The following is a 23,195-nucleotide window of genomic DNA, read 5'->3' as shown; positions in this document are numbered from 1 at the left end:
AACACGAGGTGAATATGTTTTCAGCAGATAACCGCCTGATCCCGGGCGGGAGCCGCTCCAAGGCCATCATTCCGGTGGGCGTGCTGTATTCGGTATCCGGTCATTATGGCGGCATCGGGCGGGAAATGCTCAACGGCATTATGCTGGCCATCGAGGAAGTAAATGCCAGCAAAAGTTTTAACTTTACCCTGGCGCCGGTTATCTACGATCCCGGCTGCAACCTGGATAATTATTATCGCCATTGCCATGACCTGCTGTACCAGCACGGGGTAAAACATATCGTCGGCTGTTATACCTCCGCCTCGCGCAAGCTGATTTTGCCGCTGGTCGAGGGCGCCAACGCCCTGCTCTGGCATAGCGCGCGCTACGAGGGCTTTGAAAGCAGCAATAACGTCATGTACCTGGGCGCCGCGCCCAACCAGCATGTGCTGCCGATGCTCGACTATGTCATCAATCACTATCCGGCCGAGATATACCATGTCGGCTCTAACTATATCTGGTCGGAAGAGATCGATCGCATTATCCGCGACGCGCTGGACGCCCGGGGCGGCACCCTGGTACAAAGCCGGTTCCTGGCGCTCGGCGACACCGGCGTGGAACAGGTCATACTGGATATCATCCGCCGCCGCCCGCCGGTGGTCATGGTCACGCTGGTCGGCATTTCGGCATACCGTTTTTACCGCGTCTGGAAAACCATGGAGCAAGAGCATGAATTCCTGCGTTCGTCATCTGTCGTGCGGCTTAGCCTGACCCTGTGCGAGTCGGAGGTGGCGATGGTGGGCGCGGACGCGCTGGAGGGATATCTGGTTTCCGCCGTGTATTTCCAAAATATCGACAACGAGCAGAATCGGCGGTTTATCCAGCGCTACCGCAGCCGCTTCGGCGAAAACGCCACCACCACGGTGGACGCCGAGGCCGCCTGGATGTGCGGACACTTTTTAGCCAAGGGAATTAATCGGTGCGGCAGCGACGAGACGTCGGCGGTGCGGGAGGCGGTGTACGCCGAAAGCCTGTCGGCGCCGAACGGCATCACCCGCATCAACCGGGAAAATAACCATGCCAGCCTGACGCCGCGCCTGGCGCGACTCGGCGAGGATGGGCGCTTTCATCTCCTTTGGCAGTCCCCCGGCCCGGTAATCCCAGACCCCTGGTTAACCTGGTCCGATTTTTCGTTATAGCGAGCCGTGCGAGGTGTTAAGTGCAAGAGGCTAAAAAACGACTGATGGTGCGAGGGATGAAAATTGCGCTGTTCGGCTGTGCGCCTCGTGACGAAAAGAACCTGCTGCTGCAGTTTCTGCGTCTCGGCGTCCAGGGCCACAGCTTTGTGGATTTTCATGATGACGTATTCCGCGATCGTTATGACAGCGTGATTTTTGATTCCGACAACAGCGTCCTGATCAAACAAATCAGCCAGGGCACCTGGCCGTCTTTGCCTAAAATTGCCCTGATGGGACTGGAGACCCCGTCCCGCTTGTCCTGGGTCATCGATCAGGAAGTGGACGGCTGCCTGCGCAAGCCGGTAAAGACCGACGGCATTTTATCCACCATCATCCTGGCCCGGCATCATTTTGAACGCCATCAGGCGCATCTGGCGGCGCTCAGGCAACAGGACATTCGCATTCGTTCGCGTCGTTTCCTGTTGTCGGCGCAGCTATTATTGATCCAGGAATTCAACTACAGCGAGCAGCAATCCTATGAATTATTGCGGCGGCTGGCGACGGAACAACAGCAAACGGTGGAGGAATTCTGTATCGTTTTTTTATCGCGCCAGCAGGAATGGTTACACATGTTGAAAACGCGCCATATGCAATAGATGCATTACGCGGCCCTCCCGGCATACATCAGCCCGGGGCCGATTAAGACAACGCGCACCACGTTGGTGACCGGACTGCACTTAAACAGCACAAGAAGGTAATAAGCTCGGGACGAGCGGAGGCACCGGTAACAAAGGTAAAATTCAATAGGCTGTTTTATAACAGTAAAAACACAAGTCACACATTGGCATCTATATTGCTTAACAAGATTATCATGTGAATGTTATTTTTCCGCCGTCCAGGCCCGTTGATATTCATTATTGTTAGTGTAGTAGAGTAAACATAACGCCGGCAAAGATGCCCCCGCAGCTCGCAAGAGTTGCAGGGGCTTTTTTTTTTGCGCGGTATTTCCCGCGGCCCACGCGCGTTACCAGGCGTAAGGGCCGCAAAACAAAGCAAGAGGAAAGACAATGAGCGATATTTTGGAGCCAACCGCGCCACCCAATATTCCAACGTTACGGATTAAAGCCATTCAGTCCTTATTGATTGAAAAAGGCTACCTCAAGGCGGAAGCGGTGGATGAAATCATCGATATCTTTGAACATCGCTTCGGTCCGAAGAACGGCGCCAGGGTGGTAGCCAAAGCCTGGAGCGATCCGTCCTATAAGCAACGCCTGCTGGATGATGCCACCGCGGCCATTGCCGAACTGGGTTTTACCGGCCTGGAAGGCGCCCATATGTTCGTGGCCGAAAATACCGCGACGGTCCACAACATGGTGGTGTGCACGCTGTGCTCCTGCTATCCCTGGCCTACCCTGGGCCTGCCGCCCACGTGGTACAAAGCGCCGCAGTATCGCTCGCGGGCGGTCATGGAGCCCCGCGCGGTGCTGGAGGAGTTTAACGTGCGGCTGCCGGATAGCGTTGAAATCCGGGTGTGGGACAGCAACGCCGAGATCCGCTATATGATCCTGCCGCTGCGGCCGGCCGGCAGCGAAGGCATGAGCGAGGACCAGTTGGCCGCCCTGGTCAGCCGCGACTCGATGATCGGCACCGCGGTGCTGCCCCCCGTAGGCCAGGCCTGATAACCCAAGCACGAACAGGAGAGAACGATGAATTCAATTCATGATGTAGGCGGCATGCATAACCTCGGCCCGGTGGCGATCAACCCCGGCGAACCGGTCTTCAAAGCCGAATGGGAAAAGCAGGTCTTTTCCACCATCGGCCTGTATTTTGCCGGCGGCCTGTGTCCCATCGACGAATTCCGTCACGCCATCGAGGTGATGGATCCCGCTGAATACCTCAGCACGCCCTACTACGTGCACTGGTATCACGCGATGGAAACGTTGGGCATCGAAAACGGTTTATTTACCCAGGAAGAACTGGAAGACAAGGTACGGCAGTTAGCGCAGCAGGAGAAAGCATCATGAAGATCCTGGAAAAAGAGCAGGTTTACGCCGCGGTGACAACCAACCCGGTCTATGTGCGTCCTACCGATCTGCCGATCCGTTTCGCCGCCGGCGATCGGGTTCAGGCAAAAAACATTCATCCCCTGGGCCATACCCGCCTGCCGCGCTATGTTCGCGGCAAGACGGGTACGGTGGTGCGCCACCACGGCTCGTTTGTGTTCCCCGATACCTTTGCCCACGGCAAGGGAGAAAAACCGCAGCACGTCTACAGCGTGCGCTTCGAGGCGCGGGAACTGTGGGGCGAGGAGGCCGGGGGGCATTCCGCCGTCTATCTCGATCTTTGGGATGACTATATTATTCCGGCCACCTGAGGGGAGCGCAGCATGACGACGATAACCACATCCTCCCCCGCCACGACGGCCGGGGACGAGCCGGAAATGGCGTTCGGCGAGCCCTGGCAGGCCGAAGCTTTCGCCACCGCGCTGCAGCTGTCGCGCAACGGACTCTACCGCTGGAGCGAATGGGTAGAGGTGTTTGCGCGCATCATCAGGGAACAGCCGCAGCGGCCGGACGAAAACCCGGGGGAAGCCTATTATCGCCAGTGGCTGGGCGCGCTGGAAACGCTGCTGCAAGGCAAATCGCTGCTGTCCGGCGAGGATGTCGACGCGCGCCAGGCATTGTGGCACCTGGCCTACTTGCATACGCCGCACGGGCAGCCGGTATCGCTGCAGCGCGTAGCGCATATCATCGATCCGTGCGCCGCCCTGGATCGGGTCGCCGACCCGCATGCGGCGCATCACCATCACAGCCACGCGCATGGGGGCCGCCCGATCCCCACGCCGATTACGGTGGTCCCGGGAGCAGGCTGACCAGGACATAACGCCAGGGAACGGCGTAAACCGCATGGAAAACACGATGGCACAGAGGACACCTTGGCGCGGGCACGATGCTCCTGCCGGCCGTCCCGGCTGACCATCCGGCCCCAACACACACAGGACGCTCGACTATGAGTGATGTATCGCAGGGTCTTCCCCGGAAGCCCCCGGGCTCCCCTCGGCCCGGAAAAGGTCAACTCCCGGCGCTGCGCGGCGCGGCGCTGGCGATGGTGGTGTATATGATCATGTATCTGCTGTATGGCTGGTCGGAGCCCGGTGCGTTCAGCGCCTACGCCGTCGCTGACCTGATCAATAACGCCGCCCCGCTGGCGCTGGCCGCCGCCGGGCAAACGCTGGTGGTGCTGACCAGGGGATTCGATTTATCCCTGGTGGGCGTCATTTCCATTGCCAACGTACTCACCGCCATTGCCCCGTTCGACGGGCCGGGCGGCGCGCTGTTCAGCCTGCTGCTCTGCGTGGGGGCCGGCGCGCTGATCGGCCTGCTCAACGGCTATCTGGTGGCCTATAGGGGCATCCAGAGCATCGCCGCGACGCTTGGCACCATGATTATCGGCCAGGGTATCGCCCTGCTCCTGCTGCCGGTGCCCGGCGGCTCGGTATCGGAGTTTATCAGCGACGGCCTGACGGGCATGCTGTGGCAAATCCTGCCAGTGTCCGCCCTGGTGCTGGCGTTTTTTGCCCTGATCTGGCTGCTGATCAAACGTACCGACACCGGCGTCGCTTTTTATGCGGTGGGCGCCGATGAAACCGCCGCCGGGCTGTCCGGCATCTCCGTCAAGTGGAAGCGCTGCCAGGCGTTTATCCTGGCCGGCTGTTTCTACGGCGCGGCGGGATTTATGCTTAGCGCCCAAACCGCCACCGGCGATCCCAACTCGGGCCTGCCGTTTCTGCTGCTCTCCTTTGCCTCGGTGGCGCTGGGCGGCACCAGCCTCAGCGGCGGGCGCGGCGGCGCGTTCGGCTCGATGGTGGGCGCGGCGGTGCTGCTGTTAATGCAAAAAATGCTGTTCGCCATTGGCGTCTCCTCGTTCTATATCGGCTTTTTCCAGGGCGTACTGCTGGTGCTGTCCATCGTATGCGAGAAGGTGCTTAACCGTTCGCCACGCACAGGAGCACATTCATGAACAAAATCTCCCTGGCGGCGCCGGAAGCCGGACGTATCGACCGGCGCGCCAACGGCCGGATGAGTCCCGAGGCGGTCGCGCCGGTATTATTACTGGGCCTGACGGTGATAATGATCCTGGCCTCCCGCCTGATAAGCCCGTCCCTGGGGTCCTGGTCGCAGGTGCTGATGATCGTGACCCTGGGCTCATTCCTGCTGGTGGTGGCGTTCGGCCAGGGGCTGGTGGTTCTGTCCGGCGGCATGGATCTGTCAGTGGCCTCGCTGTTTATGTACGGCGGCGTGATGTCGGCGGGCATGATAGGTGCCGGCGGCGACAATATTGCCTATATGCTGCCGTTGATCCTGCTGTCCGCCGCGGCCATCGGCGCGTTCAGCGGTCTGGGAATCACCCTGCTGCGCATCCCGCCGTTTATCATGACCATGGGCACCGGCATCATCGTCGCGTCGCTGGCGCTCGGCGCCACCGGCGGCAGCACGCTCGGCGCGTCGCCCCAGCTGTTGGCTGACATCGTCAAGGGCAGCGTATTCGGCATCCCCTGCATCGTTCTGTTCACCCTGGTTTTCAGCGTGCTGGGGATCGTGATCCAGACGCGCACGGTGTTTGGACGCAACCTGTACGCGCTGGGATGCAGCCCGGGCGCGGCCAAGGTCGGCGGCATCCCGGTCGGCGCGGCCACCGTTGCCGCCTATGCCCTGAGCGGGCTGTGCGCGGCCCTGGGCGGCGCGCTGCTCACCGGCTATTCCGACGGCGCCACCCTGCGCATGGGCGACCCCTACATGCTGCCCTCCATTGCCGCGGTGGTGGTAGGCGGCTCCTCGATACTGGGCGGCAAAGGCACGTTTATCGGCACCATCGCCGGGTCGCTGTTTTTAACCACCGTGGACTCGGTGATTGCCGCCACCAGCCTCGGCCAGGGCTGGCGGCTGATTGTCTCCGGGGCGATTATTACCGTCGCCCTGTTATGCCAGTCCGGCTCGGCGAATTCACTTATTTTATTATCAGGAAAGACCAGGGCTTTATTTAAACGTTAATTAACGCCAAACATGTGAAATCAACTTAACAAATCGATCGGGAGTGACTATGTTAATGCAAACACGTCTTAAAAGATGTGCGGCCGCAGCCGTCATTTTAATGGGGTTATCAGGTTATTTTTCAGCGGCGCAGGCGGAAGACGCACCGAAAAAATATAAAATATTCCTGAGCCTGAGTTATAGCGGAAATAACTGGATGAGCGAGACGGCGAATATTATCAAGTCGCTGGCGAAAACGCCGCCCTATGACAAAATGGTGGATTTGCAAGAGGTGATTTCCGGTACCGATCCGCAGGCGCAGATATCGGCTTATGAAAGTATGATTGCCGCCAAAGCGGACGGAATCATCAGTTTCCCGATATCGCCCACCGCCTTGAACCGGGTGATCCGGCGCGGCTGCAGCCAGGGCGTGAAATTTTTCATGTTTGATTCCACGGTAACGGAAAAATGCGCCTACAACATCAGTTATATTTCAGCCGGCGCGGGGGAAAACATGGCCCAGCAATTAGTGAATGAACTGGGCGGCAAAGGAAAAATATTTATGAATCGCGGCGTGCCCGGCACCTCGGTGGATAAACGCCATTTCGACGGCGCCATGCATATATTCAAACAGTATCCGGGGATTTCGGTGGTCTCGGAATATTATGGCTATTGGGACGACCGCATCAGCCAACGGGAAACCGCCAAGGCCCTGGCGGCCCATCCGGATGTGGACGGCATCTGGTCCGAGCTGGGCGAAGCCGGCGTGTTAAACGCCGTAGCCGACCGTAAAGGCCGGATGATGCCCATCATGGGGGAAAACATGAACGGCTTTCGTCTTGGTTTCCTGGATGCCGATTACCGCAAGCGCGGCCTGAGCGGCGTCTCCGCCGGCTCGCCACCCGCCACCGCCGGCTACGCATTTAAGCTGATGATGGAGGTCTTGACCGGTAAACGCCAACTGGAACCGACCAATATCGAATATCCGCTCCCCTGGGTCACCGCCGACCAGATGAAACTGTGCCAGGGCGGCGTCATTGCCGACGGCTGTAATGTGTTCGCGGCCAATCTGGTGCCGGAGGGTTTCTCAACCGAGATCTATCACCCGGAATTCCTGCCGGAAATCACCCTGGATTCGGCGCTCAAGGGCGTGCCCACGCCGGGAACGACCATCCAGCCTTTGCCGGCGGAAATAATCAGGGCCGCGGATGAACCCGGCATCAACTGCGAACGCTGCCAGGCGGCGCCGGACCAGTACAAGCTGACCAAGGTCCAGCCCACGGTCAAGCCCTAAGACGTCCCGGGCGTAACCCCGGCGTGTCAACGGGAGTCCGCACCGGCTCCTCGCGTAAACACGGCGTGTTGCGCCCGGGTGGCGGCAAGATTGGCCAGCACCTTCATACCATTTTACCGGTGGCCGCGCGCCATCGGGACAGGAGACCGCAATCCATGCAACCATCCCTCACTCAACCGGCAGCAGGCGCGCAAGGCATGCGCCTGTCCTCGGTATCAAAATCCTATGGCGCCACCGTGGCGCTGGAGAGCGTCTCATTGACTATCGAACCCGGGCAGGTACAGGCCATCCTGGGGGAAAACGGCGCCGGGAAATCAACGCTGGTAAAAATCCTCTCGGGGGTGGTGACGCCCAATACCGGCACCATGAGCCTGGAGGGACGGGACTATGCGCCGAGTTCACTGCTCCAGGCCCGTCATATCGGCGTCAGCACCGCGTTCCAAGAGCTCAGCCTGTTGCCTAATCTCAGCGTCGCCCAGAATTTTTTCCTGCCGAGCTCCCTGAAACAACGGTTTTTTCTCACTTCGTCAAAACTGATGGCGCGCCGCGCCGAAGCCATTTTGGCCGATCACGACGTACAGGATATTTCGCCGCATGCCAACGTTGAAACGCTCTCCCTGGCCGCGCGCCAGCGGGTGGAAATCGTTCGCGCCATGCACTATCGCCCCCGGCTGCTGCTGCTGGACGAGCCCACCGGCGCCCTGGCCGACGTAGACTGGCTGTTTCGCCTGGTGCGCCGGCTCACCGCCATGGGCACCGCCGTACTCTATATTTCGCACCGGCTGGCGGAAATCCGGGAAATCGCCAGCCATGCCATGGTACTGCGCAGCGGTAAAACCATCTCGACGGTGGATCTGAAACAGGTGACCAACGCCGATATTTTCGAGATGATGGTGGGGCGCCGGGCGACGCACGAGCGCGCGCGCGGGCGCGCCGCGCCGTCGCACCCGCAGAGCGCGGCGCTTACGGCCAACGATTTGGGCGGGCAGAATTTCAGCGATATTTCTTTTGAACTGCGGCGAGGGGAAATTCTCGGCGTGGCGGGCCTGGAAGGCCAGGGACAGAGGGAACTGTTCCGCACCCTGGCGGGCCTAATGCGCCACAGTGCGGGACAAATGCTGCTGCGCGACCGCGAGGTGATATTGCGCAGCCCACGCGATGCGCTGCGTAAATACGGCGGCATTGCCTTTGTGCCGGAGGATCGCAAAAGCGAAGGCATTTTTCCTACCCTGTCGGCCGGCGCCAATATCACCCAATCCGTGCTGCACCGTTTTAGCCGGCTGGGGCTTATCCGCCGGGACCAGGAGCGCCAGGCGGTCGGGCGCGTGGCGCCGCAGGTGGAACTGGACGAGCGGTATTTATCCTTTAAAATCAGCGCGCTCTCCGGCGGAAACCAGCAAAAAGCCTTGATTGCCCGCGCCCTGCTGACCGGCGCCAGCACGCTGCTGCTGTTTGATCCCACGCGCGGGGTGGACGTGGGTACCAAAGAGGTGATCTACCAGGCCATTAAGGCGTTCGCGGACCAAGGCGGCGCAATCCTGATCTACTCCACGGATCTGGCCGAGCTGCAAACGCTGGTCGATCGGAGCCTGGTTATGTATCGTGGCCGTATCGTGGCGGATTTGCCGCGCGACCAGCTGGATGAAGGCGAGATGGTCGGGCTGATGACGGGCAACGCCGCCGGATAAACCGGCGCTATGCCGGTCCGATGGGCTGAAAACCCGCGACGTCGCCAGGGTCGCGTTATTTTTTTAACCAGAAGAAAAATATTCATGCATAATACGCCCATGAGTAATGATATAACATCACAATTAAACCTGGGCACTCCGCTGCTTGAGCTGCAGGACGTTACCGCCGGAGCCCACGGCTGCCCGGCGGCGCTGCGGGGCGTGAGCCTGACGCTTAACCATCATCACTGCCTGGCGGTGATCGGCCCCAACGGCAGCGGCAAATCCACGCTGCTGCGCGCCATTATCGGCGAAATCGGGTTGGCGTCCGGGCAGATCCTGCTCGATGGTCGGCCGCTGGGCAGCTTGTCCAGGCAGGCGCGCGCACGCAGCATCGCGCTGCTGGCGCAAAACGATACGCCCGACCTGCGGCTAACGGTGGCCGAATACGTCGGGCTGGGGCGATTGCCGCACTATGCGGATTTTAGCGCGCGGCAACATGAGGAGATCGTTAACCAGGCCATAGAAGACACCGGTTTACCCACGCTGCGCCGCCGGCTGCTGGGCACCCTGTCGGGCGGGGAGCTTCAGCGGGCCGGACTGGCGCGCGCGTTCGCGCAAACGCCCCGGGTGCTGCTGCTTGATGAGCCGACCAATCATCTCGATCCGCTGGCCCGGGCCCAGCTGCTCGGCCTGGTGCGCGCACGGGGCATCGCCACCATCGCCGTGCTGCACGATCTTACGCTGATTGAATCCTTTGCCGAGCGGGTGGCGGTGCTGCAGCACGGACGCCTGGTGTGCTGCGATACGCCGGAACGGGCGCTGGTATCGTCTTGTATCGAACCGGTGTTCGGCATGCGCAGTTTTACGGTGGCGCACCCCGCCACCGGACAGCCGTTAAAAATTTTCGAAGCATCATTACGCGCGTAACCGCCTGGTTAACCTGAGGACAACTCTGTATGAAGAAGTATCCGAACAAGTCTCTGCTTTCGGCCGCGTTGAGCCTGCTGGTGACGGCGGCGGCGCAGGCCTCGGGTTTCCCGGTCACGGTCTCCAGCTGCGGACAACCGCTGACCTTTACGCAGGCCCCGCAGCGTGCGGTCATTCATGATTTGAATATGACGGAAATGGCGTTTGCCCTGGAATTGCAACCGCACATCCGCGGCGTGACGGGGATTACCGGCTGGTATAAGGCGACGCCGGAATTCACCCGCCAGCTGGGCGGCATTCCGGAGCTGGCGCCCAAATACCCTACCCTGGAAAACCTGCTGGCGGTCAATCCCGACTTCTTTTTTGCCGGCTGGAATTATGGTATGAAGGTAGGCGGCGAGGTGACGCCGCAATCGCTGGCCCGTTTCGGCGTGCCGACGCTGGTGTTGACCGAAAGCTGCGTGCATATCGGCCGGCAAAAACAGAAAGCCACGATGGATCTGTTGTACGGCGATATACTGAACCTGGGCAAGATTTTTGGCCAGGCGGAGCGCGCGCAAACGCTGGTCGACGGCTGGAAAGCGCAGCTCGCCGCGCTGCGGCAAACTATCGGCCAGCGCCCGCCGTTAAAGGTGTTCGTGTATGATTCCGGCGAGGATAAACCGTTTACCAGCGGTCGTTATGCCATGCCTACCGCGCTGATCGAGGCCGCGGGCGGACGTAATGTGATGGATACCCTGGACACCAACTGGGGCACCACCTCCTGGGAAAGCGTGGCCACCGCCGAGCCGGACCTGATCGTTCTGCTGGATTACCAAACGGGCGGCGGCGCGCAGACGCTGCGGGACTTCCTCGAGCGCCACCCCCTGATGAAGCACACCCCGGCGGTGATGAACCACCGCTACCTGAAGTTGCAATATGCGCAGCTGACGCCGGGACCGGCCAACATCGAAGCCATCAGCCAATTGGCCCGGGCGCTGTATCCCGACCGTTTTCAGTGAGAAATGGCGTTTTATGCGAGACAGTATTTAATGAGAGACAGTATTTGATGAAGGATAGCCGTTCATGAAGCAACGGAGCCGCGGATTTGCGCTAATCATGACGGCGGCATTGCTGACCTTGGTCATCATGGGCATGGCCAACGTGGTGTTTGGTAGTACTTCGCTCACGCCGGATGAAATACTGTCGGCGCTGGGAGCGGGAACGGGACGGGCCGAGCCGATGGTGTCGCGGATCGTGCTGGAAATCCGCCTGCCCAGGAGCCTGCTGGCGATGTTAACCGGCGCCGGCCTCGCCATGGTCGGCGCGTTATTGCAAACCACCACCCGCAACGATCTGGCCGATCCCTTTTTGTTCGGCCTCTCCTCCGGCGCCTCCGCCGGCGCGGTGGCGGTAATGACCCGCCTGGGCGATCGGCTGGGAGACTGGGCATTGCCGGTGGCGGCCTTTGTTGGCGGCATCGTGTCGGCGTTGGCCGTCATCTTGTTGTTTTTACAGCAGAAGTCGCGCGGCGCGGCGCGGCTGGTGCTCTCCGGCCTGGCGGTCTCGTTCCTGTTCGGCGCCCTCACCAACTTCCTGGTGTTCTCAGGCGACCAGCGGGCGGCCAGTTCCATCCTGTTCTGGTCCCTGGGCGGGCTGGGGCTGGCCCGCTGGGACAATATCGGTTTTGCGCTGGCGGGGTTATGCCTGCTGGGCGCGCTGGCCGCCCTGCGCTGGCGCTCGCTGGACGCCCTGCTGGCCGGGGAACAAAGCGCGGTGTCGATGGGCATCAACGTCACCGTATTGCGCATCGAAGTATTTCTATGCTGCGCGTTCGCCACGGCCCTGTTTGTCGCCCTGACCGGCGTCATCGGGTTTATCGGCCTGATGGTGCCCCACCTGGCAAGGCCGCTGGCGGGCGTGCGCCACCGGTGTCTATTGCCCCTGGTGGCAGTGCTGGGCGCGGTGCTGATGTCGGCGGGCGATTTGCTCAGCCGCTGTCTGTTAGCGCCCCAAGAGCTGCCTATCGGTATTATTACCGCCGGCGTCGGCGCGGTGTTTGTGCTCGCGCTGCTACTCAGGAGTGATTAAAAGTCCTAAAGATCCCGTGCAATCGATGACGGAATCCTTAAAAAAATGTTTTATTGATAAATAGTGTTAATTTGTATCAGTTATGTTTAAATTGCCTAAGAAGAATGGAAGCAACGTATTAGATGGGACAAGATAAAAAGATAATTCTTCATGGCCGAAATATCTACATTGCGAAAGTTTACAAAAAGAACGGTGATTTACTTTAGATTGAGCAATAATCATTCCTTTGGTTAGCCTTCCTGATGTGCAAACGGCAATCACTGATTCTTTTAACAAAATAAATAAATTTATTACTGATGACCATTCTACTAACCATATGCCTCGTTTTTTTGAAAACATCAGTAAAGTCGAAGCTGTATTAAACTTGCCATAAATGACTGTAATAATGATTTTTGCTTTTCGGATGAAAAGCCATTTTTCTTCTAAATTTTTCTACTAAGTTACCAATAATTCGACGAATTGCCTACAGAGAAAAAGATTGATTTAAAAATATTGTACTTTTTTTTATAAATATCGCAAAACTAAAATCATTTGACCTGGGGGCTTTAATCGGGGATTAATACAAAACCTGATGAATAAATTTCCATATTAAACAATATTTTAACATCACCATCAATTCCGGGACCACCTCTCATGCAATATCGCAGAGTATACCGCAAAAAAAATAGCGGCGCTCATAAATCCAATCTGGCCGTCCCAGGTGACCGTCCCGATGCGACCCGGTGCCCAGCGTCTGGATGACGTTGCTTATTGCCCCGACTTTGATGATCTGAACGCAAAAACCGCGCTTTCTCCATGTAATCGCTCGCTATAGTACACCACATATTTTTTGCCGGTCTTGCTGACCATGGCTTTTGCATGTTCGAATTGTTCAAGCGTGGTCACTGGTGCTTTATCCGTAAAGTAATCCCTGCCTATCGTAATCCTTGCCTATCGCCATGACTTTCAGACCCAGCTCATATCTCTATAACGGAATTACCGCAGCGGCAACAAGCTTAATTTTTCATCGGCAAAGATCTGCGCCAGCAATTCAGCGGCCTCGATCTGCGGATAATGCCTCACAATTTTTTTACTTTCTCCGCACCAGGATTGTAAACATATTTGAGGGCCGAGCTCGCCTCAATTAAGCCATTTCTCATACCGTAAACATGTCCGTATACTAATGCAGCGACGACAAATACGAATTCTCCCGCTTTGACAACCGTCTGTGCTATTCCACCAGGGACATAATTCATTCAATCATTCTTTTGTATTTTCTTAACCTGCTATGTTATCTAACTCTGCAATAATTCCTATCTGTGATACCGGGGCAGGCCTATTTTTATCAGCCAGTATTTACCAAGTGCCATCAACATTGGTTCCATATTACCCGTATAGCACTAAAAGATACCGTACGACTTCCTTGCTCATTTTCTTCTGAATATTCCAGAAAAGATGAGTACAGAAAAAAAGACAAAGCGAATCTGTATGTTCCCACGTTCGCGGACCGCGCTACTCTGGATTCCTTCTTCAAGGGATGGCGACAGAGACAAGCGTGGCTGCCGTCCGTCTCATCGCTGGATGAGCCAGATGAGTGTCCAGATCATCTTTATAGAGGCCCCAGGTGATACAAGTACAGATTAGATGTGTTTTGCGACCCTATATCCAGCGCCATTACTGGGTTAAATAACTCGCACCATGATTTCATCTGAACCCTTTTTCTTTATCACGACACCGGTATCAGGTTACTCAGGTCAACTTCAGGCTTTCAGAAGGACAGTATTGCCCAACCGCCTGAACACAATATATCTAACAAATTCCTCAAGAAAAGGGCTTTGATATGCACAATTTTTTCCATCCAGGGAAGAATATTCAGATTGGTGGTTTATCCTTGCCTTACGTCACCGTACACTACCTTATTAGAGAGAATCAATTTATGATGAGTTGAGTTAAGGAAAAATATGCCACCTTCACAGAACCAGGAACTAACTGAAGAGGTTGCCGGTTTTTTAGCTCATTTTTCATTTTTGCCCTGGTGGCGCTGAATTTAGCACGGCAGGATGGGCGCGCGGGTAATGCCCTCACGGACCATCTTTTTTTGATGCGCTGGCTTGACGGCGCGCAGCGACAAAAACGCTTCCCCAGGGGGTCGCCGCCGAAATACTGTTGCTGCAAAATTTAGGCAAAAAAAATGGCCCGATGTCCAATCTGCCTAAAAAATTGCAAAACTTATGGGAAATTTGTTCTGACTTTGGACCGGAACTCAGCGATGTAGCCCGTCTGAATGCGGCCATTGCGCAATTAAAAAAACCGGCTGGCACAATGAATTACTCAGCCTAGTGGAGTGGCGCCAGGGTATTCCGACGGATATTGTTCATGCAGGCATCAATGCCATCCTGGCCGAACGCTTGGCGATTGAATCGGCGTTCAATGAAAATGGTGTTCTTAAATCATCACTGGAGTTTTTGATTTTTGGTGACGATACTGCAGCCACCGCTGCTTTTGCTGATGCTTCATTGATATTATGTGCCACCTCAGAACCACAAAAATTTCAACTATTACCATCTGGAAACTATTACCGTCTGGAGTAGTAGCAAAGACAGCGTGAAGCAATTAGGTCGTTTTATCGCTATGCAATGTTAATCAAATAAAAATTGCCTGTTTTGAGAATCGAGCGAATGCCAAAAACGGCTATAACAATAGATAAGCCAAGGTATCACAGCCATATAACCAATCAATACCTAAAGCTCAATAAACACCTGAGCTCGCGCATTCATAAAAGGTTGAAGCTACCATTCACTTGGAAATTGCGTCATACCGGACCCCTGAAATTCATTAGGGCGACGGTTGAATCCATATCGAGTATAAAACGCATCTTTCCCCAGCGCCGCCATTAACCCTATCACGGAGCCTGACTGCGCCGTGCCATGTAAGAACACCATGACTTCATCCATTAATCGTTTTCCGTATCCTTGTCCGCGCAGACGTTCAGTAACTATCACATCCTGGATATAAAAGGCTAGGCCACCGTCACCGATCACACGTGCCATACCGACCAGTTGCCCGGACTGCCGCAAAGTGACCGAGAAAAGCGAACGTTGTAAAGCTAAGATGGTTATATCTGGCGCTGAACTTCCCCACCCCAGAGCTATCCGCAAGGCATTGTATTCATCTGCGCCAGGAATTTCATGGTGGAGTGTGACCTTCATTTATCGACTCCTTATAATACTGATTTTTTCTGAGGAAATTAATACTCATTATTTTTATTTGTTGTCTTATATAACATAGTGGGAGTTACCCTCCTTTCGGACCCTACGGTTGAGGCATTGTTCTTTACTTCACACATCATATGATGGGGGTAAAAAATAACGCACCCAGATTATCGCTGTCAATACTCCCTTTTGATATTGCATCTATAAAGAAAGCATTAGTTAACGATTTATTCTCGCCGACTGGGCCTGTGACTACCCCGCATACTCCCGCAGCGGCAACTGGAAACCTTGGGCCATAATGAAATGAGTAATCATCAACGACCGATCGCCGCAATGAGATAATCTGGTTGGGTTCAGGCGAAAACCGCTTGTTTACAGTGCATGTCCCGTGTCAGATTGCCTGCAGGATACAGATCATGAATATCAATATGCCTCAGTTATGATAATGTGTTTTGATGTCACCTTGTCGATATGGCCGGAAAGCATCGATTTTTTCCAATAAAACAAAACCCACAGATATCTTCGTATCGGCTGGCGCTACCCGGGCCGGTGCTGTTTCATGTTTTCCGCTGGTTATTCTTAACGCCGGGACACGCGGCCGGTGCAAGGGAAACGCAGTAGGCGACTCATGAGGTGCCACCGGCGCCGTGAGTTGAATAGGCAGGCTTATAAGCTGTACGGCCTTAGTTTTGCAAGCAACTCATATTCAGTTGTCTGCAAAGCCCGGAAGCCTAAAGGCCGTGACATGGCGCCATGATTCCGTTATCCGCCATAAAACGACACCTGAAACAAGCGAGGCAACAATGCTACTACCCCTCTCTACCGCCCCAGCCGATGCATTTCGCTCGGTACGTTTCATCCTGACTGATATGGATGAAACGTTGATTTACCGGGGCAGGCTAGCCGCAACGCCCTATGCGGCGCTCGAACGATTACAGGCGATGGGGGTAAAAGTTATACCCGTCACCACGGCGCCTGCGGGCTAGTGCGATCAGATGGCCAGGATGTGGTCGGTCGATTGCGTGATCGGTGAGAACGGTAGCCTATTTTCCCAGCGCGCATCGAATGGCCATGGCGTAATGCGCGAATTCTGGCACGCAGCGGAAGACCTGCCGGGCATACGCACCCGGCTGGACGACATAGCCTTAAAGGTGAAGGATGCAATACCGGATGTCACTTTCGCCGACGATCAGCTATTTCGGTTGACCGGCCTGGCGTTTGCGCGGCCGGGTGACAAGGCTACTGCCCACCGTCTGGCCGATCGCTTGCGGGCCGTAGGTACGCATACCACGATCAACAATCTGTGGATACTGGGCTGGCTGGGTGACTATGACAAGCTGGCCATGACACGACGCATACTGGCCGACATGTCCGGCGTGGACATCGACTCCCGGCCGGAGACGGTTCTCTACACGGAAGATTCCACCAACGACGCCCTCATGTTCAGTTTCTTCCCACATTCGGTGGGCATCAGCACCGTGCGCCAATACCTGCATGAGATCCCCACGCCCAGCACCGGATCACTGAGGGGCCTGGAGGCGCCGGTTATATCGAAGCAGCTGACGCTGTCATTGCTGCATATGAACATTGAATTCAACAGGAACCAGGCTGAAGGTCGACTGGCCGGAAATCTCATTGGCTGTGCGCTAAATCGGGGACTGCGCTAGCGTTGGCCAATTCATTTTGATTTGATACTGTTGGCTTGCTAAAAGCTTGATATAAAGGAATTACAGGTACTTATGCAAGACCTTCAACAAAGCGGGAAACTGGCAAAAACCATCCCGATCCCTGAAATGTCCCGCCGCAGGAAAGCTATAAAGCTCGGCAGAGAGTTCGCGGCTCAGTGACAGTGTGAAGTCAGGCGGGACCATATCATCATTCATCGACCGCAACGTAATAAGATGGTGAACGTTCTCTTTGAGTTGCCTATAATCAATTCTTTGCCGGGTAAAATCATTCAGTTCAGGCAATAAAGGAACCGGTTCGGCAAACCCCGCCACCAGGATGGCTCCCCCAACGACTCTCCCTTCGTTTAAAGAAGCAAGATAATGCATCAAGGGAATACACCCCAGGCTATGGGCGATAAACCAGGTATGGCATGTGGGTGTAGGGACACTGTGTGTTAAATGGGACAACCATTGTTCTGGCTTGGGTGTCCGGGGAGCAGGCATTCGAGGCAGGATAACCTGGGTTCCCTGGTTTTCGAATTGCGCTTTCAGCCAGCGAAACCAGTGATGGCGAGGCGTTGACAGGAATCCATGAACAATCACCAGCCGATCAGGCATTTTCATTAATTTTTCCTCACTCAGAGCCTTTTATTACGGCCAACCGAACCAGAAACGCGAAGAAACAAAGGGTAACCCCAGCGGATGTCACGCTGTTTACAACGCATCCCGGAGTGAGACACGGATGGTGATCATCACATCTTTTACCGTACTGCAAAAAATCGATGATAACAATCCACCACAACCCCACCTGTTCTATGAGAAAGGAGCCAATTGTTTCCGTACTGGGACCGGTTGCCGCCGCCTATCGTCTAACTGGCCATGTTCCCGAACGGCGTGGCAACCGCTCGCCGAACAATGCGCCGCGCAACATCTACCTGACACGGGATGATCGATGGGTCGTCATTTCAGTGTCCACGCCCGTGATGGCCGAAAAATTTTTCCGTATCTTCGGGCTCGGGCATCTTCTTGAAGACGATCGGTTCGCCAGCCATGAAGCGCGTGTGGAAAACGGCGATGCGATTGACGCCATTGTGGCCGACAAACTCGTTTCATTCACTTTAGCTGAACTTATGGGCACCTTCGAGACCGAGGGGATTGCCGGCGCGCCGGTCTATGACATCGCCCAACTGCTCACCGATCCGCACGTAACCGGGCGTGGCGTGATGGAAAGTGTGGAGGACCCGGAACTCGGCACTTATCCGATGCATGCCGTCGTCCCGCGTTTTTCCCGTACGCCCGGTCGTATACGGCGTATTGGGCCGCGTGCGGATCAGGATCGTGACGATATACTTGGCGAGATTGCGGCTGAAACTGCTTTATCACAATCGACGAAAATTGAGCGGAGGGCCTGATGAAAAAAGCGGAAGAACTGCAACACACCGCCTGGCGTACGGGGATCACGGATTTTGGCAATGGCCGCCTGGCTGTTCGCGGCGTGCCTATAGAAACGTTGATGCAATGGGGTTCTTTTGGCGAGGTTGTCTATCTCCTTTTCACCGGACATCGTCCGTCCCCGGCGGAAGCCGCGCTGTTCAATGCCATTATTATATCCACCTGCGACCATGGTCCCACATCGCCATCAATGTTGACCGCCCGCGTCATTGCGAGCGGCAATCGCCGTGCGCCGGAGGCGGCGGTGGGGGGCGGTTTGCTCGCTATAGGTGACGCTCACGGCGGAGCAGGGGAAGCGTCCATGGTGATGCTGGCGGACACCTTCAAAGACGTGACATCGCCGGACGATATGGCAAAGCGGGCCGCCGGGCTGGTCGCGCAATCAAAGCGGGAAAAACGCCGGCTTCCCGGTCTTGGACATCGCTTTCATACCGAAGATCCCAGAACGCGTGAGCTTTGGCGTCAGGCGGAGACGCTGGGTATTTGCGGCCAGGAGATCGCCATGATGCGTGCGCTTAAACGGGCGCTGGAAGCCGAGCATGGCCGCAAATTTCCGGTCAATGTTGACGGTGCTATCGCGGCGATACTGTTGGGCATGGGCTTTGAGCCATTGATCGGCAGGCTGATCTTTATCATCGGCCGTTGCGCCGGGGTTGCCGCCCATGTACGTGAGGAATTGACGCGCGAGAAACCCATGCGGATCCGTTTTCCTTTTGCTTATGATGGGCCGTTCACTTCACCAGCCGCTATCGATGAGGCTGTCAAATGACGCTACTTGATATGCATCTCTTGCCGGAGGAACGCCGGCCACGATTAAAGCACAGTCTTACTTCCGGTCATACGCTGCGCTTCATGGAATGCCATAACCCGCTCTCCGCGCTGGTGGCATCGGAAGCAGCAGTGGAAATAGCCTCCGGCAAGACTGCGCGTTTCGACGGACTATAGATTTCGGGATTCAGCATTGCGACTTCCCGGGCGCTTCCCGACATTGAACTGGGTCAGTTGGAAAAGCGTCTTGAAACGGTTGAGGAAATAGCATCGGCGACAATGTTACCTTTGATCGTTGATGTTGATACGGGCGGAGAGCCTGTTGCCTGCCAGCATTTTTGTGCCCGGTTGGAAGCGTTAGGGGTGTCGGCGGTCGTCATCGAAGATAAGGTTTTTCCCAAGCGTTCAAGCCTTGCCGCCAGTGTCAGCCATAATCTGGAAGATCTTGAGGTGTTCGTTGCGAAAATTGCTGCCACTAAACGAGCGATTCAAAGCCCCGATTTCATGATAATTGCACGAACTGAGGCGCTGATCGCCGGCGCGGGAATGGCGGAAGCAGTGAGACGAGCCTAACGTTACTTGCACTCTGAATCCGATGCCATTTTGGTACATTCGAAAATGTCTTCCGGGCAGGAGGTGCTTGAATTCGCAGCGCATTACAGCGAGCTTAGCGCTTCATCTGGGATCTTGAAACCGTTATATGCCATTCCGACCGCCTACCCGCACCTGACGGAAGACGAACTGGGGCTGGCCGGGATCACAGATGTCATCGATGATAACCACCAGATAAGGGCGGCCCATGCGGCAATGACGAAGGTATGTAACATCATTCTTCGTACCGGGCGATTCCTGGAAGCGGGCCAGCATATATTCCGTGTCGAAGACATATTCCAAATGTTGGCTACAGGGTGTTTAAACAACAGATAGCCCAATGGCAGAAAAATAATTTAATGATTCATTTCATGTTATTTCCGGCCGAATTCATCCATGACTGAAAGAGGAAACTTATGAGATCCAGTGAGTAGGTCAAAGACAATTCCGCCCCATTTTTTCGATTGTAACGCTGATTTTAGCAAAAATATCAATCACCAAATGCGTGAATTCGCATTGATCAATTGCTTATTTGGTAATTAACGCATTAGGATCGCCATTAATTTCGCTAAAAATTACTTTACCTCAACTGTCTGGGGCATTTGATGCCATTACCGCCTATTTTAAGCGCTGAGCAGGATCGGCAGATGTTCAGACACACGGCATTGCGGATTTCTCGTCTTAAATTTGAATACTTTTAATTTATACACTGGTTAGATAATGATATAAATCACTGCTCAGAACGCCTTATCGTACGCGTGCGCGCCAAATTACAGCAAGCATTCATTCAGTAACCAATTCCAGTTTTACGATATTGATCCAATAGCCGATCCCGAACGACAGGATATCGTCATTAAAATCGAAGCGCGGCGTGTGGACGTGATGAAACGTGCCGTCGGCCTCTACGCCATTGCCTATCAGCATAAACGCTCCCGGCCGCTCCTCCAGCATGTAGGCGAAGTCCTCTCCTGCGGTGATGGCCGGATAAAGCGCTTCGACCCGCTCCTCACCCACCGTGCGTACGGCGGCGGCGGCGGCGAGTTGCGTTTGCTCCGTGGCATTGATTAGAGCGGGATATCCCCGCTCATAGCTGACCACAGCCGTGCATTCATGCGCGGCCGCCAGATTGACCGCCAGTTCGGAGAGACGCCGTTCCAGTATATTTCTGACCGATGGCTCATAGGAGCGCGCGGTGCCTCGTACCACTATCTCACTGGGGATGACATTCGTGGAGCGTACATGACCCGCCGCGATATAACCGGTACTGATAACCGCGGTCTCGCGGGCAGGAACGTTACGGCCGATGATGGTCTGCAGGCCAAGCAGAAAATGCGCCAGCGGTAGGCTGGGATCCACGGCGCGATGTGGCACCGCGCCGTGCCCTCCGGTGCCTGCGAACCTGACAGCCCAGGTATCGACATTGGCCAGCATTGGACCCGGCCGGATGCCAAACCGGCCGGCCGGCAGTCCCGGCTCGTTATGCAAGCCATAAACGGCGTCGCAAGGAAAGCGCTCGAACAGGCCTTCTTCGATCATCTTGCGCCCTCCCCCTCCCTCCTCCTCCGCCGGTTGAAAGATGAGGTGGACCGTACCCGCAAAGTCGGGATCCCCGGCAAGATAACGGGCTGCGCCCAATAGCATGGCCGTATGACCGTCATGGCCGCAGGCGTGCATCTTGCCTGGGTATCCTGAGGAATAGGCCAGGCCGGTCGCTTCCTCAATATTGAGGGCATCCATATCCGCCCTGAGTCCTATACTGCGTATCCCGGGCCGACGCCCACGGATTGTGCCAACCAGGCCCGTACCGGCGATCCCGCGCGTCACGGCGATCCCCCAGCCTTCAAGCGTTTTGGCGACCAGCGCTGAGGTTCGCCGCTCTTCGAACGCCGTTTCAGGGTGCTGGTGAATATCCCGCCGGATGGCGATCAATTGGGGAAGGTACTCGCCGATCTTTTTAAATAGGGTGTTCTTCATTACCGTATATTCCAAATCTTGTTTAATCATTGAGCGCTGTATGCCGCGTTTCACGCATCATCAGCATGGCAACCACGGCGACGGCATTGGCGCCGACCAGGTACCAGGCCGGCGTCATCGGATTGCCGGTGACGGCGATAAGCCAGGTGACCACAAACTGCGCCGTTCCGCCGAAGATCGTGACGGCGACGGCATAGGAAAAAGACAGGCCGATGCTGCGCACCCGGCTCGGAAAGGATTCCGGGATCATGCCAAGCATCACGCCGGCATTGAGGGAATGCAACGTCACGAGCAGCGCGACCATCAGGAGCAGCATGGTCCCCGTTTGTTCCCGCGTAATCAGCATGAAGGCGGGATAGGCCGCTAGGACCAGCAGCATGCGCGGGATGATCATGACCGCTTTGCGGCCAAACCGATCCGACAGCCATCCTCCCAGCAGGCTCATTATCGCCATGGTCGCGCCGGTCACCAGTGTCGCAAGCATCGAGACCCCGGCAGGAAGCCTGAGCGTTGTCATCGCATAGGTGGTCATATAGCTCGAAATGTACATGGTGACGGCGCCGCCCGCGATGGCGAGGCCCGCCAATATCACTGTACGGCCATGGCCGGCGAGCAAGTCGGTAAGAACTTCCCTGGTCGAACCGTACGTCCGCCCGCTTTCCAATGTTTCGGGAAGGCGATTACGGATATACATGCCGACCGGGGCGATCAGGACGCCCAGCAGGAACGGCAGCCGCCATCCCCAGGCCTCCAGGCTCTCTTTCGGCAGGATTTGCGTCATCAGATAACCGATGATGCCGGCTAGCAGGAATGACAGACCCTGACTGGCTGACTGCCAGCTGGTATATAGCCCCCGCCGGTCGGCAGGCGCCCGTTCCAGCAGATAGGTGGTGGCCGGTCCCATTTCGCCGCCGGCGGAAAAGCCCTGGATGAGGCGGGCCAGTACCACCAGACAGGGCGCGGCGATGCCAATAGCCGCATAGGGTGGAATAACGGCGAGCAGACCCGTACTCAGCGCCATCAGGGCGATGGTCAGGGTCATTGCGGCTTTCCTTCCCTTGCGGTCGGCATAAGCTCCAATCAGTATCCCTCCCAGTGGACGCGTCAGGAAACCGACACCGAACACCCCCACCGACAGCATCAGGCTACCCAGCAGCGTATCTGCCGGAAAAAATTGCCGGGCGATGATAGCGGCAAAAATGCTGTAGAGGGTGAAATCATAAAATTCAAGCGCATTGCCGAGCGTTACTGCCGCAATACTTGCCGCTTTCCCTGGCGTGCCGGTCTTAGCTTCATCCTGTTCGCCGGCGGATACTGCCGTCGTGCTTCTTGCCATTTCCCTCCCCCCCTGGTGCCGATTGGTTTGTTGATTACGGGACCAGCGTAGCGAAATTACCTCGTTGG

At 56.2% G+C, this 23,195-nt stretch carries 25 protein-coding genes and 1 pseudogene; 21 read left to right on the top strand and 5 right to left on the bottom strand.

The genetic code is table 11. The features are described 5' to 3' along the window. Nucleotides 1-14: 14 nt before the first annotated feature. The 13 genes from ACL2XM_RS06205 (at nucleotide 15) to ACL2XM_RS06145 (ending at nucleotide 12,148) form a co-directional block, all read left to right on the top strand. Complete coding sequence (locus ACL2XM_RS06205) at nucleotides 15-1,178, top strand: transporter substrate-binding domain-containing protein (protein WP_413730096.1); 1,164 nt, start codon at nucleotides 15-17, stop codon at nucleotides 1,176-1,178. A 56-nt stretch (nucleotides 1,179-1,234) separates the two neighbouring features. Beyond that, nucleotides 1,235-1,813 (top strand): ANTAR domain-containing response regulator, encoded by a 579-nt coding sequence (locus ACL2XM_RS06200; RefSeq protein ID WP_413730094.1) that lies wholly within the window; start codon nucleotides 1,235-1,237, stop codon nucleotides 1,811-1,813. Nucleotides 1,814-2,224: 411 nt separating this feature from the next. Next, nucleotides 2,225-2,836 carry a nitrile hydratase subunit alpha gene (gene nthA / locus ACL2XM_RS06195; RefSeq protein ID WP_413730093.1) on the top strand — a complete coding sequence of 204 codons (612 nt, stop codon included), beginning with the start codon at nucleotides 2,225-2,227 and terminating at the stop codon, nucleotides 2,834-2,836. A 27-nt stretch (nucleotides 2,837-2,863) separates the two neighbouring features. Then, nucleotides 2,864-3,181, top strand: a complete 318-nt coding sequence (locus ACL2XM_RS06190; RefSeq protein WP_413730092.1) for a hypothetical protein — start codon at nucleotides 2,864-2,866, stop codon at nucleotides 3,179-3,181. After that, nucleotides 3,178-3,531: an SH3-like domain-containing protein gene (locus ACL2XM_RS06185; protein WP_413730091.1), complete on the top strand. Its 354-nt coding sequence runs from the start codon at nucleotides 3,178-3,180 to the stop codon at nucleotides 3,529-3,531. The genes ACL2XM_RS06190 and ACL2XM_RS06185 overlap by 4 nt, the downstream gene beginning before the upstream one ends. Nucleotides 3,532-3,543: 12 nt before the next feature. Beyond that, a complete protein-coding gene (locus ACL2XM_RS06180) occupies nucleotides 3,544-4,029 on the top strand; it encodes a nitrile hydratase accessory protein (protein WP_413730090.1) in 486 nt (161 codons plus the stop codon). Nucleotides 4,030-4,166: 137 nt separating this feature from the next. Next, nucleotides 4,167-5,177: an ABC transporter permease gene (locus ACL2XM_RS06175; RefSeq protein ID WP_413730089.1), complete on the top strand. Its 1,011-nt coding sequence runs from the start codon at nucleotides 4,167-4,169 to the stop codon at nucleotides 5,175-5,177. Beyond that, nucleotides 5,174-6,208, top strand: coding sequence for an ABC transporter permease (locus tag ACL2XM_RS06170; protein WP_413730088.1), 1,035 nt, complete (start codon nucleotides 5,174-5,176; stop codon nucleotides 6,206-6,208). The genes ACL2XM_RS06175 and ACL2XM_RS06170 overlap by 4 nt, the downstream gene beginning before the upstream one ends. Before the next feature lie 49 nt (nucleotides 6,209-6,257). Next, complete coding sequence (locus ACL2XM_RS06165; protein ID WP_413732592.1) at nucleotides 6,258-7,481, top strand: sugar ABC transporter substrate-binding protein; 1,224 nt, start codon at nucleotides 6,258-6,260, stop codon at nucleotides 7,479-7,481. A gap of 155 nt (nucleotides 7,482-7,636) precedes the next feature. Continuing rightward, nucleotides 7,637-9,169: a sugar ABC transporter ATP-binding protein gene (locus ACL2XM_RS06160; RefSeq protein WP_413730086.1), complete on the top strand. Its 1,533-nt coding sequence runs from the start codon at nucleotides 7,637-7,639 to the stop codon at nucleotides 9,167-9,169. Between the two features lie 99 nt (nucleotides 9,170-9,268). Beyond that, nucleotides 9,269-10,078: an ABC transporter ATP-binding protein gene (locus tag ACL2XM_RS06155; protein ID WP_413730085.1), complete on the top strand. Its 810-nt coding sequence runs from the start codon at nucleotides 9,269-9,271 to the stop codon at nucleotides 10,076-10,078. Between the two features lie 29 nt (nucleotides 10,079-10,107). Beyond that, nucleotides 10,108-11,079, top strand: a complete 972-nt coding sequence (locus tag ACL2XM_RS06150) for an ABC transporter substrate-binding protein (RefSeq protein ID WP_413730084.1) — start codon at nucleotides 10,108-10,110, stop codon at nucleotides 11,077-11,079. A gap of 64 nt (nucleotides 11,080-11,143) precedes the next feature. Then, the gene (locus ACL2XM_RS06145) at nucleotides 11,144-12,148 is read left to right on the top strand and encodes a FecCD family ABC transporter permease (protein ID WP_413730083.1); all 1,005 of its coding nucleotides are present in this window, start codon (nucleotides 11,144-11,146) and stop codon (nucleotides 12,146-12,148) included. 637 nt (nucleotides 12,149-12,785) lie between these two features. On the opposite strand, the pseudogene ACL2XM_RS06140 reads toward ACL2XM_RS06145, so the two are convergent. Continuing rightward, nucleotides 12,786-13,383 (bottom strand): annotated as a pseudogene (locus ACL2XM_RS06140) (gfo/Idh/MocA family oxidoreductase); the annotation flags it as partial. 910 nt (nucleotides 13,384-14,293) lie between these two features. Here ACL2XM_RS06140 and ACL2XM_RS06135 point away from each other — a divergent pair. Both ACL2XM_RS06135 and ACL2XM_RS06130 read left to right on the top strand, forming a co-directional pair. Next, nucleotides 14,294-14,467 (top strand): hypothetical protein, encoded by a 174-nt coding sequence (locus tag ACL2XM_RS06135; RefSeq protein WP_413732591.1) that lies wholly within the window; start codon nucleotides 14,294-14,296, stop codon nucleotides 14,465-14,467. After that, nucleotides 14,467-14,718, top strand: a complete 252-nt coding sequence (locus ACL2XM_RS06130; protein ID WP_413730082.1) for a hypothetical protein — start codon at nucleotides 14,467-14,469, stop codon at nucleotides 14,716-14,718. The genes ACL2XM_RS06135 and ACL2XM_RS06130 overlap by 1 nt, the downstream gene beginning before the upstream one ends. 198 nt (nucleotides 14,719-14,916) lie before the next feature. On the opposite strand, the gene ACL2XM_RS06125 is transcribed toward ACL2XM_RS06130, so the two are convergent. Then, complete coding sequence (locus tag ACL2XM_RS06125; RefSeq protein WP_413730081.1) at nucleotides 14,917-15,336, bottom strand: GNAT family N-acetyltransferase; 420 nt, start codon at nucleotides 15,334-15,336, stop codon at nucleotides 14,917-14,919. A 1,007-nt stretch (nucleotides 15,337-16,343) separates the two neighbouring features. Here ACL2XM_RS06125 and ACL2XM_RS06120 point away from each other — a divergent pair. Further along, nucleotides 16,344-17,006, top strand: coding sequence for a hypothetical protein (locus ACL2XM_RS06120; protein WP_413730080.1), 663 nt, complete (start codon nucleotides 16,344-16,346; stop codon nucleotides 17,004-17,006). Between the two features lie 60 nt (nucleotides 17,007-17,066). On the opposite strand, the gene ACL2XM_RS06115 is transcribed toward ACL2XM_RS06120, so the two are convergent. Beyond that, the gene (locus ACL2XM_RS06115) at nucleotides 17,067-17,630 is read right to left on the bottom strand and encodes an RBBP9/YdeN family alpha/beta hydrolase (protein ID WP_413730079.1); all 564 of its coding nucleotides are present in this window, start codon (nucleotides 17,628-17,630) and stop codon (nucleotides 17,067-17,069) included. Nucleotides 17,631-17,788: 158 nt separating this feature from the next. Here ACL2XM_RS06115 and ACL2XM_RS06110 point away from each other — a divergent pair, with 158 nt between their 5' ends. From ACL2XM_RS06110 to ACL2XM_RS06090, 5 genes are read left to right on the top strand one after another with little or no spacing between them, the layout of a single operon-like run. Beyond that, nucleotides 17,789-18,418 (top strand): CoA transferase, encoded by a 630-nt coding sequence (locus ACL2XM_RS06110; RefSeq protein WP_413730078.1) that lies wholly within the window; start codon nucleotides 17,789-17,791, stop codon nucleotides 18,416-18,418. Then, nucleotides 18,418-19,227, top strand: a complete 810-nt coding sequence (locus ACL2XM_RS06105) for a citryl-CoA lyase (RefSeq protein ID WP_413730077.1) — start codon at nucleotides 18,418-18,420, stop codon at nucleotides 19,225-19,227. The genes ACL2XM_RS06110 and ACL2XM_RS06105 overlap by 1 nt, the downstream gene beginning before the upstream one ends. Next, nucleotides 19,224-19,403, top strand: a complete 180-nt coding sequence (locus ACL2XM_RS06100) for a hypothetical protein (RefSeq protein ID WP_413730076.1) — start codon at nucleotides 19,224-19,226, stop codon at nucleotides 19,401-19,403. Before ACL2XM_RS06105 ends, ACL2XM_RS06100 begins: the two co-directional genes overlap by 4 nt. Further along, nucleotides 19,404-19,799, top strand: a complete 396-nt coding sequence (locus tag ACL2XM_RS06095; protein WP_413733196.1) for an isocitrate lyase/phosphoenolpyruvate mutase family protein — start codon at nucleotides 19,404-19,406, stop codon at nucleotides 19,797-19,799. A 45-nt stretch (nucleotides 19,800-19,844) separates the two neighbouring features. Next, on the top strand, nucleotides 19,845-20,153 hold the full coding sequence (locus tag ACL2XM_RS06090; protein ID WP_413732589.1) for a hypothetical protein: 309 nt from the start codon (nucleotides 19,845-19,847) through the stop codon (nucleotides 20,151-20,153). Nucleotides 20,154-20,600: 447 nt separating this feature from the next. Here ACL2XM_RS06090 and ACL2XM_RS06085 read toward each other — a convergent pair whose 3' ends face one another. Further along, nucleotides 20,601-21,821, bottom strand: a complete 1,221-nt coding sequence (locus ACL2XM_RS06085; protein ID WP_413730074.1) for a M20 aminoacylase family protein — start codon at nucleotides 21,819-21,821, stop codon at nucleotides 20,601-20,603. Further along, the gene (locus tag ACL2XM_RS06080; RefSeq protein ID WP_413730073.1) at nucleotides 21,814-23,127 is read right to left on the bottom strand and encodes an MFS transporter; all 1,314 of its coding nucleotides are present in this window, start codon (nucleotides 23,125-23,127) and stop codon (nucleotides 21,814-21,816) included. Before ACL2XM_RS06080 ends, ACL2XM_RS06085 begins: the two co-directional genes overlap by 8 nt. Nucleotides 23,128-23,195: the final 68 nt, after the last annotated feature.

Origin of the sequence: Sodalis sp. RH20 (genome assembly GCF_047324205.1) — a bacterium.
GTDB lineage: Bacteria > Pseudomonadota > Gammaproteobacteria > Enterobacterales > Enterobacteriaceae > Acerihabitans.
This window is presented reverse-complemented; position numbering and strand designations above follow the sequence as displayed.